The following is a 17,160-nucleotide window of genomic DNA, read 5'->3' on the forward strand; positions in this document are numbered from 1 at the left end:
TCAAAGGGCTTAATTTTTATGAGTTATTCAGTTGTTGTTGACGGCGGCTCATTTTCTAAGCTGGGAATAATTTGAGTGACCAGTAATTGATCGATTTTATAATGGTCAATATCAACTACTTCAAACTTAAAACCCGCATATTCTACCGCATCAGCTGGACGTGGAATTTTGCGTAAACGATACATGATAAAACCAGCAATCGTTTCATAATTTTCATTTTCAGGAAATTCCTCAATTTCTAAAACATGTTTCACATCTTCAATTGGGGTGCTACCATCAATTAGCCATGAGTGGTTATCACGCTTAATAATTTGTTGATCTTCTTCCATTGGTGTTACCCAATCACCCATCACCGTAATCATAATGTCGCTTAAAGTAATCACTCCAACAACTAGAGCATATTCGTTAATAACGACTGCAAACTTTTCTTTGGTAGAGCGAAAACGATCAAGTACTTCGGATAAAGTTAAGGTGTCAGGAATGATTAAGACGGTGCGGATTGTAGATTCATTGAGTTGAAGTAGAGATTGATTATTTAAGATACGGACTAAAATATCTTTGGTATCGACATAACCAATGACTTGATCAATATGCTCATTACAGACTAAAAATTTTGAATAAGGATATTCAGCGAGTTTTTGGCGAATACTACTTTCATTTTCTTTAAGTGTGAAATAAACAACATTTTCACGCGTGGTCATGCTTGAAGGAACGGTTCTTTCTTCAAGTTCAAAAACATTTTCAATGAAGTGGTGCTCCTGTTTTTGCAAAACGCCAGCTTGAGCTCCTGCATCCATGACAGCAGAAATATCATCAAACGTAATATTGTCATCACGAATGGTATTTACTTTAAATAACCGGAACAATAAGTTTGCAATTGCATTGATTCCCCAAGCTAAAGGCTTACAAATCTTGATAAAAACTTGAATCGGCTCAATAACACGAATAGAAATTTTTTCTGGAGCAATCATTGCCAAACGTTTTGGCATTAGATCCGCAAACAAGATAAAAAGGGAAGTTACTAAGGTGAAAGATAAAGCAAAACCAATCGTTTCTAGCCAAGGCCCCACATAAAACTGTTTAAGCATTTCTACAAAAAATGGGCGAAAAGCTGCTTCACCTAAAATACCGCCTAAGATAGCAACAGCATTTAAACCGATTTGTGAGGCTGCAAAAAAGTCCGCAGACTGTTCCTGTAAATCTAAAACTTTTTGTGCTCGAATTTCACCAGATTCAGCCAAAATTTTTAATTTAACTTTTCGAGCACCAGCAAGTGCAATTTCAGTGAGCGAGAGAAAACCTGCCGCAGTTATGAGCAGAATAATGATAATAATATTTTGGAAGAGACTCACACATCACCTGTGGTTCATCGTTTATTATGAATATGTTGTAACATAAAAAAAGAAGAGAGGTAATTGGGTATTACCTCAGTATAACAATTTTGCTTATGAAACAAGCATATCCGTAGAGGAAATCATATTGTTACAAAGCAATATTTTAGTATTGTGAAAATTGTGAATTATTTAAAAGAAACTCACGATTTTCTTCTTCAATCATTTGGCGTGCAACAAAGAGGATAAGTTGTCTTAACCAACGATGTGCTGGATGATGGTGTAGCAATGGACACCAAGCCATTTTAAGTTCAAATTCTGGAATGTAAAAAGGAGGGTCTTTAATAAGAAGACGAGGATTTTGTGCTTGCAAACGTGCCATACGTGTTGGTAATGTTGCAATCAGATCAACATTCTGCGCTAACAGTGCAGGCATTTGATAGTGGCGAGTAAAAACTGAAATCTTACGACGTTGACCAATTCGTTCCAAAGCTTGGTCAATCCAACCAAGTCCTGCTTGTTTATCTGGATTTACACCAAAGCCAACGCCCATACCTGTTTTAGAAACCCAAATATGTTGAGCATCTAAATAGCTTTTAAGGTTGAGATGGGTTACAGCAGGGTGCTTATCATTTAAAATACAGCTAAAACTATCGCGCCATACCAAAACTTGATGGAAGCTTTGTGGGATTTCATTGAAGCGGTTAATGGCTAGATCAACTTTGCCTTGCTCCATATCTCGATAAGAGACATCACTTGGGGTTAAGAAGTCCAGTACAACATTTGGCGCTTCAGAGCGAAGTGCTTTTACAAGACGCGGTACAAGCGTTGCTTCAGCATAATCGGAAGTCATTATACGAAAAACGCGGGTACTGGTATAAGGTCTAAATTCGGTACGTGGTTCGAGAATCATCGACAAATCTGATAATGCATCACGAATACGTGGTTGTAATTCGAGTGCACGCTCAGTTGGTGTCATTCCTTCAGAAGAACGAATGAGCAGAGGGTCGTTAAATAAATTACGTAAGCGACGTAAAATATTACTCATTGCAGGTTGAGTGACACCCAGTTGTTCTGCAGCACGTGTGACATTTTTTTCACGAAGAAGTACATCAAGATAAATTAATAAATTGAGATCAACCCGCTCCAGATTCATAAAAAAAATACCGAAAATAAAATTTTTGAATTGTGATGAATTATGACATAACTAAAGCCGTTTGTGTAACTTAAAACGAGATAAAAGGTATAGCAAATAGTTGAATGGTTTGGTCTTATTAAATTTGAATAAGCTCGTAACAGATTCATTATCATGAGGAAATTATATTCAATATATAAAACACTATAGCCATTTCTGCATTTATTCGAGTTATTCATTCATATGCTTTGGTATTGGATAGTTGTTTTAAATGTATAGAAATAATACGAGTTAGATTTTTTAATGAATAATTTATGATGAATTTTATTTTTAAAAATATTTATATATCAAAGTCTTGGATTGTTATTTTGAATATTCTATATCGTTTTATCTGTATATTTCATAAATAAATACTGAAAATTAACCAAGAATATTGGATTAATCTGTTTGCACAGACTAAGCTGTGCAACATGTTGATGAAGTGCTTAAAATCTAGACTATAAAAGCATGGTTTTTTGCGATCATTCGATGCCAATCCCTCTAAAGGAATATATCATGTCTACATATTTAACAGCGATTGATGCAATCCGCGAATTAAAAGCAAAATTCGGCGACACTTGGCGCGATATTAGCCCAGAAGATGCTGCTCGTATGCAAATGCAAAACCGTTTCAAAACTGGTTTAGATATTGCTAAATATACAGCTGCGATTATGCGTCGTGATATGGCTGCTTATGATGCTGACTCTAGCAAATATACTCAATCATTAGGTTGCTGGCACGGTTTCATCGCTCAACAAAAAATGATTGCGAACAAAAAATACTTCGGTACTACTGAACGTCGTTATATCTACCTTTCTGGTTGGATGGTTGCTGCACTTCGTTCAGAATTTGGTCCACTTCCTGACCAATCTATGCACGAAAAAACTTCTGTTCCTGCATTAATCGAAGAAATCTATACTTTCTTACGTCAAGCTGACGCGAAAGAATTAAACGATTTATTCCGCGCTCTTAAAAAAGCTCAAGAAGCTGGTGACACTGCTAAAGCTGCTGAAATCACTGCTCAAATCGATGGTTTCCAAACTCACGTTGTGCCAATTATTGCTGACATCGACGCTGGTTTCGGTAACGAAGAAGCGACTTACTTACTTGCTAAGAAAATGATCGAAGCTGGTGCTTGTGCGCTTCAAATCGAAAACCAAGTATCTGATGCGAAACAATGTGGTCACCAAGCTGGTAAAGTAACTGTTCCGCACGAAGACTTCATTGCTAAAATCCATGCATTACGTTATGCATTCTTAGAAATGGGTCTTGATGACGGTATCATCGTTGCGCGTACTGACTCTGAAGGCGCTGACTTGACTCAAAAAATCCCAGTGGTTAAAGAGCCAGGCGACATCGCTTCTCAATACATCAGCTACTTAGAAACAACTGAAATTGACATTGCTGATGCTCAAGAAGATGAAATCTTGATCAAACGTAATGGTAAATTACACCGTCCTAAGCGTTTAGCTTCTGGTTTATATCAGTTCCGTGCTGACACTCAAATTGACCGTGTTGTACTTGACTGTGTATCTAGCCTTCAAAATGGTGCTGACCTTCTTTGGATCGAAACTGCGACTCCAAACGTTGAAGAAATCGCTCACATGGTTAACCGTGTACGTGAAACAGTTCCAAATGCTAAGCTTGTTTATAACAACAGCCCATCATTCAACTGGACGTTAAACTTCCGTCAACAAGCTTACGACCGTTGGGTTGCTGAAGGTAAAGACGTTTCTGCTTACGACCGTGCTAAATTAATGAGCGCTGAGTACGATGCAACTGAATTAGCTGCTGATGCTGATGAGAAAGTACGTACATTCCAAGCTGATGCTTCTCGTGAAGCGGGTGTGTTCCATCACTTGATCACACTTCCTACTTACCACACTGCTGCTCTTTCTACTCATGAGCTTGCACAAGGTTACTTCGGTTCTGAAGGTATGTTGGCTTATGTTGCTGGCGTACAACGTAAAGAAATCCGTGGCGGTATTGCTTGTGTTAAACACCAAGCAATGGCGGGTTCTGACATCGGTGATGATCACAAAGAAATCTTCTCTGGTGACAACGCTCTTAAAGCGCACGATGATGCTAAAAACACAATGAACCAATTCGCTGCTCACTAAGCCTCGAATGATTCAAAAAAACCCTGCGTAAGCAGGGTTTTTTATTTTAATCATAAAAATGCCCGCAACAGCGAGCATTTAAAATTTAAAAAAGATTATTCAGCTTCTTTTTTGAGTTGATATTTATCAGCCAAATCACCAGTAATTTCTTTACCATCCATATCTAATGCTTTTAAATAACCCTCAGCAACAAAATATTTACGGCTATCACCAGCTTTATCTAATTCAATAATAGATGAATTTTTGCTATCGAATTTGAAACTACCCTTGCTTTCAAATGGTTTGCCATCACCCTTACCAAGATACGTTTCTTTAATCTCATAAGTTTTATCTGAATTAAGTTCTAATTCGGTTTTAATACCTTCACAATCTGCACAAGGCAGTATGCCTTTATATGTGCCATTCCAATCTAATGCATTTTCAGCAGTATGTGCAGTATCAGCTACAGTTGCTTCTGATACAGCTTCAGTTGTAGCTGGTGTTTGCTCTTCAACTTTTTTATTTTCAGTTTTACTACAAGCGACTAATACAAGAGAAGCTAAAGAAATTGCAATAATTGACTTTTTCATTTGGTATTAAACTCTTTTTTGAAAATATTGTTATTTAAACTATGGGATTTTAAGGAGAAAGGGTAGTGACAGTATGTAAGAGTTATTTAACCTTTGGTAAATCTATAAATGGCAGAATTTAAATTTATTATTTAACCTACTTATTGCAAAGTATTAAAATTTTAGAAAATAGTAAATTTTAAACATAAAAAAGCCTTTATCATTAGATAAAGGCTTTTTAAATTTTGGAGCGGGAAACGAGACTCGAACTCGCGACCCCAACCTTGGCAAGGTTATGCTCTACCAACTGAGCTATTCCCGCAATAGGAAGCATTATAGAGAGTTTCATTCAACTGTCAACTCTCGATGTTACTGAGTGTTGAATTAATCAGCACGTCGCCAAATTGTGCCTTGGCGAGTATCTTCTAAAACGACACCTTGATCGAGTAAAGACTGACGAATGCTATCGGCTTTTGCAAAATCTTTAGCCTTTTTCGCATTAACACGTTGTTGAATAAAATCTTCAATTTCTGTATCAGAGAGATTAAGTGCTTCTTGACCAATATCAGACTTTAAAAAATCTTCAACATCATGTTGCACTAGACCAAGAATTTTAGTCAGATAACGTAGCGTTGAATAAAGAATAGTTGCTTGTTCAGCCTGTTCTTCTTTAACCGCACGATTTAATTCTTTATTGATTTCAAATAGTACTGCGATTGCTTCTGCAGTATTAAAATCATCACGCATTGCACTATTGAAACGTTCAACAAGATCTTGCGCTAAAGTTTCAACTGTTTTTTGACCATAAACTTGCTGATAAGCTTTAAATGAATGATAAAAACGAGTTAGTGTGGTCTTTGCTTCTTTTAATGCAACATCAGAGAAATTGACAGGGCTACGATAATGTGATGAGACAATAAAGTAACGAATCACTTCGGGATGGAATTTTTCCATGACATCGCGAATGGTAAAGAAGTTGCCTAAAGATTTAGACATTTTCTCGCCATCAACATTGATGAAACCAACATGCATCCAATAATTTACATATTGTTCACCTGTTGATGCTTCACTTTGTGCAATTTCATTTTCATGGTGGGGGAACATGAGATCTGAACCACCACCATGAATGTCGAAATGATTGCCAAGGCAGCAAGTTGACATTGCAGAGCATTCAATATGCCAACCTGGGCGACCATTGCCCCATGGTGAAGCCCATGCAGGTTCATTTTCTTTGGCATGTTTCCAAAGAACAAAGTCAAAGGGGTGTTTCTTGTCTACTTCGACATCGACACGCTCTGAAGCGCCAGCCTGCATATCATCCAATTTACGACCAGATAAGCGACCATATTTATCAAATTTAGTCACTTCAAAATAGACGTCGCCATTGGCAGCGGGGTATGCAGCGCCTTTATCAACCAGTGTATTGATCATGTTTTGCATTTGATCAATATATTCAGTTGCTTTAGGCGCTTCATCAGGTTCAGCACAGCCTAAGTTAGCCGCATCTTGATTCATTGCATCAATAAAACGTGCTGTGAGTTGTTGGATGCTTTCACCATTCTCATTGGCACGCGCAATAATTTTGTCATCAATGTCAGTAATGTTGCGAATATAGCGAACTTTCCAGCCTTGGCTGCGTAAGAAGCGGATGATGTAATCAAATGCAACCATAACTCGAGCGTGTCCGATATGACAGTAATCATAAACAGTCATACCACAGACATACATATCGATTTGACCTTCTTGACGTGGGACAAATTCAACTTTTTTACGTTGCTCAGAATTATATAGAACAAAAGGTTGCATAAGGGTTTTCAAACACTCTACAAAAATCGTGATTCATCATAACGTATGCATTGTATTTCATAAAGTTATCAGGTGAAAAAAATGGAGGAGTGATTGCCTTTATAAATGCCTATTTTTTAGCAATATGGCATATTATAATTTTTTACTCTTGAGTTTATGATGCATAGCAATCTCAGATGTCTCATTCTTGCTTATCAAAGTGCAGTATGTGAGGTTCTAGCTCTTATGCAAGAATCTGGTATAAAGCAACCTATTACAAATATTGAATGGGCATGTATGGATATCCCTCAACTTGGTAAATTGATAGGAGGTATTCCATATTTTAAACATGGTTTTGGCTGTAAGGTTAAATTACCTAGAGGTGCCGTAGATTTTGATTTTGGAGAGCAGGGGCAGATCAATGGTTTTGATTTATGGAGATTGCTTGATTTTGCTGATTCAAGATTATTTGAATATGGATTTTCTAGCGAAGCTGCTTTAAAGCAATGTTTTGAAGATGAAGTGAAAGCAGGTCGTTTAGTCTATTCAGGGTATATGCTTTATTACTTAGTAGATTCTAGCAATTAACATAAGTTCAATCTCTCTTCATTTTCGATGAAAACTACTACATTTAGAAACGTGCATATTTTTCAATTATGCTAGAATCAGCATCATTCTTTTGATTAAAATCATCTACCTTCAGGTGGATAGCGTATTATTCTGGGTCAAACTCATATGTCACAAGCCATAAATTTTCAAAAAAGCGCATTAGAGACCCTACGAATCGAGCAACAAGCCTTAGAGGTTCTTGCGACACAAATTAATGAAAGTTTTAATCTTGCCTGCCAAATTTTGTTGCAGTGTAAAGGGCGTGTTGTTGTGACAGGTATGGGCAAATCAGGTCATATTGGTCGGAAAATGGCAGCGACATTTGCATCAACTGGGACACCATCATTTTTTATGCACCCAGGTGAAGCGGGGCATGGTGATTTGGGTATGTTGGTGCGTGGTGATGTTTTGATTGCCATTTCAAACTCTGGCAAGAGTGATGAAATCATGATGCTTATGCCCTTAATCAAGTATCTAGGTGTGCCATTAATTACCATCAGTCGTGATGATAAAGGACCAATGCCACAGAATGCGGATGTTGCATTGACATTAGGTGAGGCGGATGAGGCTTGTCCTCTCGGTTTAGCACCAACGTCTAGTACGACTGCAACACTTGTGTTAGGCGATGCATTAGCCGTCGCATTGTTGGAAGCACGTGGTTTTACTGCCGATGATTTTGCTCGTTCCCATCCAGCAGGAGCATTAGGTAAACGCTTACTTCTTCATGTAAAACATTTGATGCATACAGGTGTTGAATTACCCAAAGTTAAACCCAATACACCGATGAATAAGGTGTTATATGAAATCTCAGATAAACGTTTGGGTCTTACCACGGTTGTTGATGAGAATGATATCTTATTAGGTATTTTTACTGATGGTGATTTGCGTCGAATGATTGATCAACAACAAGGTTTTGATGTGAATCTACCTGTTGCTGAAGTCATGACCAAAAATCCACTTACTATTTCTCAAGAAGCCCGTGCGGTGGAAGCATTGGAAAAAATGCATGAGAAAAAAATTAATCAATTTGTAGTTGTTGATCATACCAATAAAGTGATTGGTGTGATTAGTATGCATGACCTTATTCAGGCAGGAGTAAATTAAGCCATGGCATCTTATGCTTTACAAGAACAAGCACGTCATTTACAAGCATTAGTGCTTGATGTGGATGGAATCTTAAGCGATGGCTTTGTAACCCTAACAAACTCAGGTGATGAACTTAAATCATTTGATATTCGTGATGGTTTAGGTATGAAATTGGTTCAACAAGCAGGAATGAAAGTGATTATTATCACTGGACGCAAGAGCAATATTGTTGAAAAAAGAATGACAGATTTAGGTGTTGATCTTATTTTTCAAGGGCGAGAAGATAAAGGTGTGGCATTACGTGAAGCATGTGCTCAGTTAAATATTTTACCTGAAGATTGTTTATATATGGGCGATGACTGGCCTGATTTATCTGCATTTGCGATTGCTGGCATGAGTATTACTGTTCCCAATGGCCATGAAGAAGTTCGTCGTCGTGCAAATTTAGTCACTCAAGCGATGGGTGGACGTGGCGCAGTTCGAGAAGTATGCGATATGCTCTTATTTTCAAAAGGCGTTTACCAAGAGCTACTTGCAAAATATTTAGCTGTACCACATTAATAGTAGCGTGAATTACCCAAAGGTCAGGTAACTCTGTTTATGGATACCAAGGTTTTATATGTTGTTGCTGTTTTGATTGCTGCTTTAAGTGGTGGCTATTATTATTACAGCGGCAAAGCAAAAAAGTTGGATGTTGATTCAGCGAAAAATATGACTTATTCAGCGCAGGGTGTTCACTTAACACAGACTGATGAGCAGGGTAATTTATACATTCGAGCTGAGGTGAAACAGTTGCAGCAAAATATGCAGCAGAAAACATCCCAACTTGATCAATTAAATGCCGTGATGTACAAGCAGGGTAAGGCTGATGCAACGTTTTATGCAAAACAAGCACAAGGCTATGACGATAATACAAAGATCATATTACAAGGCAATGTCGTTGCAACTAAATTGTCTGATCAGGGGAAAATGGAGTTTCATACTAATGAACTCACAGGATATCCAAAAACCAGAGAATTAGAGACGCAACACCCAGTTACTGTACAAACGCCAAGTTCTGAGTTTGTTAGTCAAGGTCTAAAGGCAAATTTGAATAATGGTCAATATGAATTCTATAAAATTCGAGGAAAGTATGCGCCAAGCTCTTAATTCTAAATTTCGTTTCACTTTCCTAAAACAAGTCACTTGTATTGCCGCTGTAGTATTTTCTTCGGCTTCAAGTTTTGCTTTGCCATCAGACCGTAGCCAACAGTTATCATTGGTTGCTGATCGTGCAACCTATAATGATAAAACGGGTGTAACAACCTATACGGGTAATGTAGTGATCGAGCAAGGCACGATGAAGCTTCAGGCTGATTCTATTATTGCGACATTGAATAGCAAAAAAGAAATACAAACGATTACAGCTAAAGGTCAGTTGGCAAAATTTCAGCAGCAAATAGATGCTAAAAAAGGTTTAGCGCGTGGTGAAGCGCAGACCATTGTTTATAATGCCGATACAGGAATTATTACTTTGACTGGTAAGGCATATCTGTATCAAGATGGTTCTAGTATTCGTGGTAATAGTTTGAAATATAGTATGAACAAAGGTGATGTAGAGGCACAAGGTTCTTCATCAAATCGAGTTCAAATTATTATTCCGCCATCAAGTTCTAAGAGTTCTCCAGGGGCGCGTGATTAATGGATCAATCAGTACAGCAATCACAAACTTTATGTATTAAACACCTAGCTAAAAACTATAGTAAACGTTGGGTGGTAAAAGATGTTTCATTTACGATGCAAAGCGGTCAAATTGTCGGTTTACTTGGACCAAATGGTGCAGGTAAAACTACAAGCTTCTATATGGTTGTTGGACTTGTTCGTATGGATAAGGGTGAAATCCATTTAGATAATTTAGATTTATCTGATCTAGCGATGCATGAGCGGGCACGTAAAGGTATTGGATACTTACCACAAGAAGCATCAATTTTTAGAAAGCTCACAATTTCTGAAAATATCATGGCAATTTTGGAAACGCGTAAAGATCTAAATAAACAGCAAAGACAGCAACGTTTAACTGAATTATTGAATGATTTTAAAATTAATCATATTAAAGACTCGTTAGGAATGAGTGTATCTGGTGGTGAACGTCGTCGTGCTGAAATTGCTCGTGCGTTGGCCGCTGACCCCAAATTTATGCTATTAGATGAACCATTTGCAGGTGTCGATCCAATTTCTGTGGGTGATATTAAAGATATTATCCAGACATTAAAGAGTCGAGGAATTGGTGTTTTAATCACTGATCATAATGTACGAGAAACCTTAGCGATTTGTGAAAAAGCATATATTGTCAGTGAAGGTTCTGTGATTGCAGAAGGAACTCCGCAAGAAATTTTAGATAATGAGCAAGTACGTAAAGTCTACCTAGGCGATGACTTCGTTGTTTGAATCAAATTCAATTAAGAGAAGAGAGAACCATTTATTGGTTCTTTTTTTTATTTAAAATTATTATGAATAATAAATATAGTAAAACCGTTTAATTATTCATACATTTATTGAAAAATAACCGAAATAATTGATCAATTGAATCAACCAACCACTCTTTACGCTTGCGTTTAACCCATGCCCACATCTTTTCTATAGGATTTAAATCAGGACTGTATGCAGGAAGCCAAAGTATCTGATGCCCTTGTTGTTCCAATAACGCCTGAGTATCCGCTCTTTTATGAAATGTTGCATTATTCATAACCACAATACTATTCTTCGGTAATTCAGGGATCAGTAATCGCTCAACCCAAAAATGAAAAACATCAGCATTGATTTTGCAATCAAATAATCCTACTGCAAACAATTTCTGTTGATGAATTGCTTCAATTGCATTGGTCTGATTTTTTAACTGCCAATTATATTGTCCAAAGCATGGTTTTCCTCTTTGCGAATAACCATTAGGTCTATGATCATGTGACTTGAAGCCACTTTCATCAAGGTAGACAATAGGATGACTTTTTTCTAATAACTCTATTTGTTCAATAAATCTTTCTCTAAGTTCTGAGTTAGCTTTTGGGTGACTTAGCGTCTTTTTTTTATTGTAATACCTAAGCGTTTTAAAGCATCACCAATAGATGAAGCTCCACATCCAAAACGTGCAGCCCGTTCATATTGATAGTCATCAGGATATTTTTCAACATCAGCACGTAAAGCATCATTATCGATTTTAGAAGGTTTACGTGGACGAGTTCTTTTGATCTCTATACGTTTCTTCCATTGGACAATCGTATTTTTATCAATTTCAAATTGAGCAGCAACAGCTCGAATAGAATATCCTTCTTCAAGCTTAGCTAATACTTTCTTTCTAAAATGTTCTGAATAACTCATTCCATGAGTGTATGCTATTTTTAACAGATTTACTATAGATACGTGATTAATGCATTTAAAACTAAAAGGTTTTAATTTTTAGATGATTGATTTTTAATTAATTTTTACTTTTATTTTATGCTGTTGTTTGCGCATTATTACGAAACTATTTTACAAAAAACAAACACTTAAGTGTGTCCGAATTAGCTGAAAGAGCATAGTTTTTTGTTGGAAAAAGTGAGTAGAATGATTGTGCTTTTAAACGATAATAATATGAAAAGAATATGAGCATAAAGAAAGATATAAACGTCAATAGTAGAACATGGAAAATATATGGAGATATTAAGTGGCTATTTTCTATAGCACTTTTATCGGTACCGATTACGCATGCTGAGACACCCAGTGAACAGTACCATACTTTAAAAAATAATTTGTCGCAGCTGTTTGCACCAAAAAGTAATGAAGACTTTAAAATTGCGAATATGCAGAGACTAAGCAATTTTTCGTTTAATCCTTCTAACGTTGAATTACCTGTAGTTGGTGCTAGTCATGCGATTGATACAGTTCCAAGTGCTTTATGGCAAAGCCAGCTGAAAGTTTTAAAAGATGCGGTAAAAGTAGTGGTACAGAGAAATCCAGAAATTTCCCAAACACTCGCGACTTTAGCAGCACAAAATGCAAATATTGATGTTGCAAAAGCTGGCTACTATCCACAGATTACTGGGGGCATTAACACTGGTGATTTAACAAAAAAAGCAGCTCGTGGACAACAGATCCTTGCATTAAATGCGACACAAATGCTTTTTGACTTTGGAAAAGTGAAATCAGGTGTCAACACGGAACAGGCAAAACTTTCATTAGAACAAGCAAAAGTGCTTATTAAAATTGATGATATTTCATTAGATGTCGCTCAAACAATAATTAATATACAACGTTATAAGAAGCTTATTCAGATTGCGAATCAACAAATTTCTGGAATTCGACGTATTCAAGAAATGGCAAATTTAAGAGCAAATGCAGGAATTAGCAGCCAAGCGGACCCTGTACAAGCACAGTCTTACTTACAGTCTGCTCAGTCTGCTTTAATTGCACAGCAATCTTTACTTGCCCAATACCAGCAGCATTTAAATACTTTACTTGGGTTTGATGTAAATAACGTGCAATGGGCGATTCCAGATGATTTGGTTCAACAGTCAGACTTATATTCAGCCCCACAATTTAACATCATTCCTCAAATGATTGCTGCGCAAGCAGGAATTGACGTTGCTCGTTCGCAGAAACAGCAAACACAATTAAGTCGATATCCTACATTATCTGTGAAAGGTGAATTGAGTCAGGCTTTACATGGCCGAAACCCAAATAATGATAAAGAGGGAGGTTTCGATAGTGCCATTATGTTGGAAGCGACCAGTCAATTTTATCAAGGTGGCGCAACATCCTCACAAATTAAAGCGGCTAGCTTTGCCGAAGAGGCTGCTAAAGCTCAAGTAAATGCAGTCTATCTACAAGTACTTGACCAGATTCGGACGAGTCGAGAACAAATTGAAAATAAACAAAGACAAATGCAAGTTCTCATAAGTCGTCAAGCGACAACCGTGAGAACAAAAGAACTTTATCAAGAACAATATAAATTAGGTACACGATCACTTGTAGATTTATTAAATGCTGAACAGGCAATTCACGGCGCAAATTCTGAGTTAGAAAGTGCACGTTACGATATTTATAGCAGTATTGCGCAATATATAGCGACCACAGGACGTTCGCGTCAAGCCTACGACTTAAATAATATACAAATTCAGGGGTTTGAAGTTCAGCCATGATGACAAAAATAAATTATCAACCGTGGTTGCAAGCGGTATTAATGATTGCAAAGCATTATCGTATAGAACCGTCTGAAGAACGTGTACGTTTGCAACTTGATTGGAATCAAAATCAAAATTTAGATGAAATTCTATTATTAATGTGTCGACAAGTTGGTCTTCATTTACGCAAAGTTAAGTTTAGTGATGATGTGGTCAATCCATGGCGTTTGCCCGTGATTGTTGAACTGAATGATGGTCAAGTTGGTGTTATTGATAAGGCTGATACGGAAGGAAACGTCAGTGTTCAATTAAGTGGTGATCAAGGGCTATCACAAAAATTTGCTGTTGGAGCACTTAAACATATTGTCAAAGGTGTTTATATCCTTCGACCAGAAAAATCAGTACCGGATGCACGTATTGATGAGTACATTAAGCCTTATGAAGCGAGCTGGTTTTGGTCAATTGTATTACAAGATTGGAAGCGTTATATCGATATAATGTTTGCCTCTCTTATGGCTAATATTCTGGCATTAGCCACCATCATTTTCTCTATGCAAGTGTATGATCGGGTTGTTCCATCGCAATCCATTCCAACACTTTGGGTGCTTGCAGGTGGAGTATTTATTGCAGCAATTTTTGAATTTGTTCTCCGTGTTTCGCGTGTTTATTTGTCAGATATTATTGGAAAACGTGCTGACTTACGTGTTTCGGATCGCGTATTTGGCCATGCCTTAAGGATAAAAAATAGTGAGCGTTCCAAGTCAACAGGAACATTTATTTCTCAGATTCGCGAGCTTGAAGGTGTTCGTGATCTCGTGACATCTACCACTATGGGTGCAATTGCTGATTTACCATTCTTCTTTTTATTCTTGGTTATCTTTGCAATTATTGGCGGTAATTTATTTTGGGTGATGCTCATTGTTGTCCCATTGATGATCTTACCTGGCATTTTAGTACAAACTAAATTAGCCCAACTTGCTCAAGAAGGGATGCGTGAGTCTTCTATCCGCAATGCAATTTTGGTTGAAGCAGTTCAAGGCATTGAAGATATTAAATTATTACGTGCAGAATCTCGATTTCAAAATCAGTGGAATCATATGAATGAGGTTTCCGCTGATATCAGTATGCAGCAACGTAAAATTGTTGGCGTTCTAACGGCATGGACTCAAAAAATTCAAGGTTTGACTTATGCCGCAGTAATTTTAGTGGGTTGTTTCGCGGTGATGGATGGTGAAATGACCACAGGTGCTCTTGTTGCTTGTTCAATTTTATCATCACGCATGTTGGTACCTATTTCTCAAATTACGGGTATTTTAGGACGTTTACAACAAGCAAAAGTTGCGAAAAAAAGCCTAGATGAACTCATGCAAAAACCTGTAGATCAAGCTGATCAAGCTCATTTAGTACATAAAGAAGTCTTAAACGGTGAGTATGAACTTAAAAATGTAATGTTCCAATATACTGAAGAAGACCCAAGACCCAGCTTAGCAATTCGCCAATTAAAAATTAAATCGGGTGAAAAAATTGCGATTTTAGGACGTAATGGAGCAGGTAAGTCGACATTACTGCAAATTCTCTCGGCGATGCAGTTTCCTACCAATGGCTCAGTTCATTTAGATGGTCTGGATATTAGTTTAATTGATCCTGCTGATGTGCGTCGGGATATGGGATTATTGAACCAAAATGCGCATTTATTCTATGGAACAATTCGTGAGAATTTAACGCTTGGTGCGCCCTTGGCACGTGATGAAGATATTTTAAAAGCCTTAAAAGTTACGGGCGCTTTAAGCTTTGTACAAGAGAAAAAAGAGGGTTTAGATCATTTAGTTTTAGAAGGAGGCGTTGGGTTTTCTGGAGGACAACGACAGGCATTATTATTAGCACGGTTACTTATTCGCCAACCCAATATTCTACTGTTAGATGAACCTACAGCTGCAATTGATGATGTTGCTGAGAAACAATTGATTGATCATTTAAAAGGTTGGCTTTCTCACCGAACTTTGGTGGTGGCGACTCATCGCCGTGCTGTTTTAGAATTGGTTGATCGTATTATTGTCATGAATGATGGCAAAGTGGTGATGGATGGACCTCGTGAACAAGTATTAAACCAATCTACTTTACAACAAAAACAAGTTAAGCAAGGGGATAATTCATGAGTGAACTAGAACAAGCCAATAGCCGTCCCATGAATGTTACCTATAAAGAACCAAATTTACCGCGTTCTAGCTTTGTGATATGGATTGTAGGAATTGGTTTACTTGTACTTCTAATTTGGGCGTGGTTGTTTAATTTAGAAGAAGTTTCAACAGGGACAGGTAAAGTTATTCCATCTTCTAAAGAGCAGATCGTTCAATCACTTGAGGGTGGTATCTTAACGAGATTGGATGTTCAAGAAGGGGATATCGTGCAAAAGGGGGAAGTTTTAGCTCAACTTGATCCAACACGTTTTGCTTCGAATGTTGGTGAATCCAAATCACTTCTTGTTTCATCTCAAGCGACAGCAGCTCGGTTGCGTGCAGAAGTAAATGGAACACCTTTGGTTTTTCCTGAAGAAGTTTTAAAAGAACCAAAATTGGTTAGGGAAGAAACAGCACTTTATTACTCTCGACGTGAAAATTTGGAACAGTCTTTAGCTGGTTTTCAACAAGCACTTAAGCTTGTGCAACAAGAATTGGTCATGACAGAACCGTTAGTTGCTAAAGGCGCAGCAAGCGAAGTGGAAGTACTAAGATTAAAACGTGAAGCGAATGATTTACAAAATAAAATGAACGATACCCGTAATCAGTATTACGTTAAGGCAAGAGAAGAGTTGTCTAAAGCGAATACGGATACTCAAACACAACAACAAGTGGTTATGGGACGCAGTGATAGTTTACAACGTTCGGTTTTTAAAGCCCCAGTTCGAGGAATTGTAAAAGAAATTGATGTTACGACTTTGGGCGGGGTCATCCCTCAAAATGGTAAATTAATGACGATTGTCCCATTGGAAGATAAATTATTAATTGAGGCGCGTATTTCTCCAAGAGATATTGCATTTATTCGTCCCGGACAAGAAGCATTGGTAAAAATCACAGCTTATGATTATTCAATTTATGGTGGTTTAAAGGGTAAAGTGACAGTGATTTCACCGGATACAATTCGTGATGAAGTGAAGCAGGATCAATTTTATTATCGTGTCTATATTCGCACTGATTCTGATAAGCTCAAAAATAAAGCAGGAAAAACCTTTGGTATCACGCCTGGTATGGTTGCTACGGTTGATATTCGTACTGGTGAAAAAACAGTGATGGATTATTTATTAAAACCATTCAATAAAGCAAAAGAAGCCTTACGTGAACGTTGATTCTGATTAAACCTAAACCTCGCCTAAA

At 37.4% G+C, this 17,160-nt stretch carries 15 protein-coding genes, 1 tRNA gene and 1 pseudogene; 10 read left to right on the forward strand and 7 right to left on the reverse strand.

Annotated elements, in window-relative coordinates; genetic code table 11:
* Nucleotides 1-23 precede the first annotated feature (23 nt).
* Together ACN19N_RS05210 and ACN19N_RS05215 are read right to left on the reverse strand one after the other, a co-directional pair.
* Nucleotides 24-1,352 carry a hemolysin family protein gene (locus ACN19N_RS05210; protein ID WP_269228335.1) on the reverse strand — a complete coding sequence of 443 codons (1,329 nt, stop codon included), beginning with the start codon at nucleotides 1,350-1,352 and terminating at the stop codon, nucleotides 24-26.
* Nucleotides 1,353-1,497: 145 nt separating this feature from the next.
* A complete protein-coding gene (locus ACN19N_RS05215; protein ID WP_004663040.1) occupies nucleotides 1,498-2,487 on the reverse strand; it encodes a LysR family transcriptional regulator in 990 nt (329 codons plus the stop codon).
* Between the two features lie 534 nt (nucleotides 2,488-3,021).
* Between ACN19N_RS05215 and ACN19N_RS05220 the strand changes: the two genes are divergently transcribed.
* Complete coding sequence (locus tag ACN19N_RS05220) at nucleotides 3,022-4,626, forward strand: isocitrate lyase (protein ID WP_269228334.1); 1,605 nt, start codon at nucleotides 3,022-3,024, stop codon at nucleotides 4,624-4,626.
* A gap of 95 nt (nucleotides 4,627-4,721) precedes the next feature.
* On the opposite strand, the gene ACN19N_RS05225 is transcribed toward ACN19N_RS05220, so the two are convergent.
* The 3 genes from ACN19N_RS05225 to cysS all read right to left on the reverse strand — a co-directional run bounded on the left by ACN19N_RS05225 (nucleotide 4,722) and on the right by cysS (nucleotide 6,980).
* Nucleotides 4,722-5,195, reverse strand: a complete 474-nt coding sequence (locus ACN19N_RS05225) for a copper resistance protein NlpE (protein ID WP_269239337.1) — start codon at nucleotides 5,193-5,195, stop codon at nucleotides 4,722-4,724.
* Between the two features lie 225 nt (nucleotides 5,196-5,420).
* Nucleotides 5,421-5,496 (reverse strand) — tRNA-Gly (locus ACN19N_RS05230).
* Between the two features lie 62 nt (nucleotides 5,497-5,558).
* Nucleotides 5,559-6,980, reverse strand: coding sequence for a cysteine--tRNA ligase (gene cysS / locus ACN19N_RS05235; RefSeq protein ID WP_269228333.1), 1,422 nt, complete (start codon nucleotides 6,978-6,980; stop codon nucleotides 5,559-5,561).
* Nucleotides 6,981-7,205: 225 nt separating this feature from the next.
* Between cysS and ACN19N_RS05240 the strand changes: the two genes are divergently transcribed.
* From ACN19N_RS05240 to lptB, 6 genes are all read left to right on the forward strand, one after another.
* Nucleotides 7,206-7,547, forward strand: coding sequence for a DUF6896 domain-containing protein (locus tag ACN19N_RS05240; protein ID WP_269228332.1), 342 nt, complete (start codon nucleotides 7,206-7,208; stop codon nucleotides 7,545-7,547).
* Between the two features lie 147 nt (nucleotides 7,548-7,694).
* Nucleotides 7,695-8,672: a KpsF/GutQ family sugar-phosphate isomerase gene (locus ACN19N_RS05245; RefSeq protein ID WP_293746426.1), complete on the forward strand. Its 978-nt coding sequence runs from the start codon at nucleotides 7,695-7,697 to the stop codon at nucleotides 8,670-8,672.
* Nucleotides 8,673-8,675: 3 nt separating this feature from the next.
* Nucleotides 8,676-9,215, forward strand: coding sequence for a KdsC family phosphatase (locus ACN19N_RS05250; RefSeq protein WP_046739681.1), 540 nt, complete (start codon nucleotides 8,676-8,678; stop codon nucleotides 9,213-9,215).
* A gap of 39 nt (nucleotides 9,216-9,254) precedes the next feature.
* On the forward strand, nucleotides 9,255-9,803 hold the full coding sequence (gene lptC / locus ACN19N_RS05255; protein WP_004663028.1) for an LPS export ABC transporter periplasmic protein LptC: 549 nt from the start codon (nucleotides 9,255-9,257) through the stop codon (nucleotides 9,801-9,803).
* On the forward strand, nucleotides 9,787-10,335 hold the full coding sequence (gene lptA, locus ACN19N_RS05260) for a lipopolysaccharide transport periplasmic protein LptA (RefSeq protein WP_004663026.1): 549 nt from the start codon (nucleotides 9,787-9,789) through the stop codon (nucleotides 10,333-10,335). Before lptC ends, lptA begins: the two co-directional genes overlap by 17 nt.
* Nucleotides 10,335-11,081, forward strand: a complete 747-nt coding sequence (gene lptB, locus ACN19N_RS05265; RefSeq protein WP_004663024.1) for an LPS export ABC transporter ATP-binding protein — start codon at nucleotides 10,335-10,337, stop codon at nucleotides 11,079-11,081. Before lptA ends, lptB begins: the two co-directional genes overlap by 1 nt.
* A gap of 88 nt (nucleotides 11,082-11,169) precedes the next feature.
* Here the strand turns inward: lptB and ACN19N_RS05270 are convergent.
* Both ACN19N_RS05270 and ACN19N_RS05275 read right to left on the reverse strand, forming a co-directional pair.
* A pseudogene (locus ACN19N_RS05270) lies at nucleotides 11,170-11,673 on the reverse strand (IS630 family transposase); the annotation flags it as partial.
* Nucleotides 11,674-11,702: 29 nt separating this feature from the next.
* Nucleotides 11,703-12,008, reverse strand: coding sequence for an IS630 transposase-related protein (locus ACN19N_RS05275; RefSeq protein ID WP_269228194.1), 306 nt, complete (start codon nucleotides 12,006-12,008; stop codon nucleotides 11,703-11,705).
* 263 nt (nucleotides 12,009-12,271) lie between these two features.
* On the opposite strand from ACN19N_RS05275, the gene ACN19N_RS05280 reads away from it, so the two are divergent.
* The 3 genes from ACN19N_RS05280 to ACN19N_RS05290 are packed head-to-tail and all read left to right on the forward strand — an operon-like array spanning nucleotide 12,272 to nucleotide 17,132.
* Complete coding sequence (locus tag ACN19N_RS05280; protein WP_420002117.1) at nucleotides 12,272-13,807, forward strand: TolC family protein; 1,536 nt, start codon at nucleotides 12,272-12,274, stop codon at nucleotides 13,805-13,807.
* A complete protein-coding gene (locus ACN19N_RS05285; RefSeq protein WP_420002118.1) occupies nucleotides 13,804-15,945 on the forward strand; it encodes a type I secretion system permease/ATPase in 2,142 nt (713 codons plus the stop codon). Before ACN19N_RS05280 ends, ACN19N_RS05285 begins: the two co-directional genes overlap by 4 nt.
* Nucleotides 15,942-17,132, forward strand: a complete 1,191-nt coding sequence (locus ACN19N_RS05290) for an HlyD family type I secretion periplasmic adaptor subunit (protein ID WP_420002119.1) — start codon at nucleotides 15,942-15,944, stop codon at nucleotides 17,130-17,132. Before ACN19N_RS05285 ends, ACN19N_RS05290 begins: the two co-directional genes overlap by 4 nt.
* The last annotated feature ends 28 nt before the right edge of the window (nucleotides 17,133-17,160 follow it).

The sequence above is a fragment of the Acinetobacter sp. LF10 genome (assembly GCF_048585715.1).
GTDB lineage: Bacteria > Pseudomonadota > Gammaproteobacteria > Pseudomonadales > Moraxellaceae > Acinetobacter.

Bases quoted from the DNA above. Each gene is read 5' to 3' on its own strand.
- ACN19N_RS05220 (WP_269228334.1), top strand. From the start codon at position 3,022: ATGTCTACATATTTAACAGCGATTGATGCAATCCGCGAATTAAAAGCA.
- ACN19N_RS05245 (WP_293746426.1), top strand. From the start codon at position 7,695: ATGTCACAAGCCATAAATTTTCAAAAAAGCGCATTAGAGACCCTACGA.
- ACN19N_RS05225 (WP_269239337.1), bottom strand. From the start codon at position 5,195: ATGAAAAAGTCAATTATTGCAATTTCTTTAGCTTCTCTTGTATTAGTC.
- ACN19N_RS05280 (WP_420002117.1), top strand. From the start codon at position 12,272: ATGAGCATAAAGAAAGATATAAACGTCAATAGTAGAACATGGAAAATA.
- ACN19N_RS05240 (WP_269228332.1), top strand. From the start codon at position 7,206: ATGCAAGAATCTGGTATAAAGCAACCTATTACAAATATTGAATGGGCA.
- ACN19N_RS05215 (WP_004663040.1), bottom strand. From the start codon at position 2,487: ATGAATCTGGAGCGGGTTGATCTCAATTTATTAATTTATCTTGATGTA.
- ACN19N_RS05285 (WP_420002118.1), top strand. From the start codon at position 13,804: ATGATGACAAAAATAAATTATCAACCGTGGTTGCAAGCGGTATTAATG.
- lptB (WP_004663024.1), top strand. From the start codon at position 10,335: ATGGATCAATCAGTACAGCAATCACAAACTTTATGTATTAAACACCTA.
- lptC (WP_004663028.1), top strand. From the start codon at position 9,255: ATGGATACCAAGGTTTTATATGTTGTTGCTGTTTTGATTGCTGCTTTA.
- cysS (WP_269228333.1), bottom strand. From the start codon at position 6,980: ATGCAACCTTTTGTTCTATATAATTCTGAGCAACGTAAAAAAGTTGAA.
- ACN19N_RS05290 (WP_420002119.1), top strand. From the start codon at position 15,942: ATGAGTGAACTAGAACAAGCCAATAGCCGTCCCATGAATGTTACCTAT.
- ACN19N_RS05275 (WP_269228194.1), bottom strand. From the start codon at position 12,008: ATGAGTTATTCAGAACATTTTAGAAAGAAAGTATTAGCTAAGCTTGAA.
- lptA (WP_004663026.1), top strand. From the start codon at position 9,787: ATGCGCCAAGCTCTTAATTCTAAATTTCGTTTCACTTTCCTAAAACAA.
- ACN19N_RS05250 (WP_046739681.1), top strand. From the start codon at position 8,676: ATGGCATCTTATGCTTTACAAGAACAAGCACGTCATTTACAAGCATTA.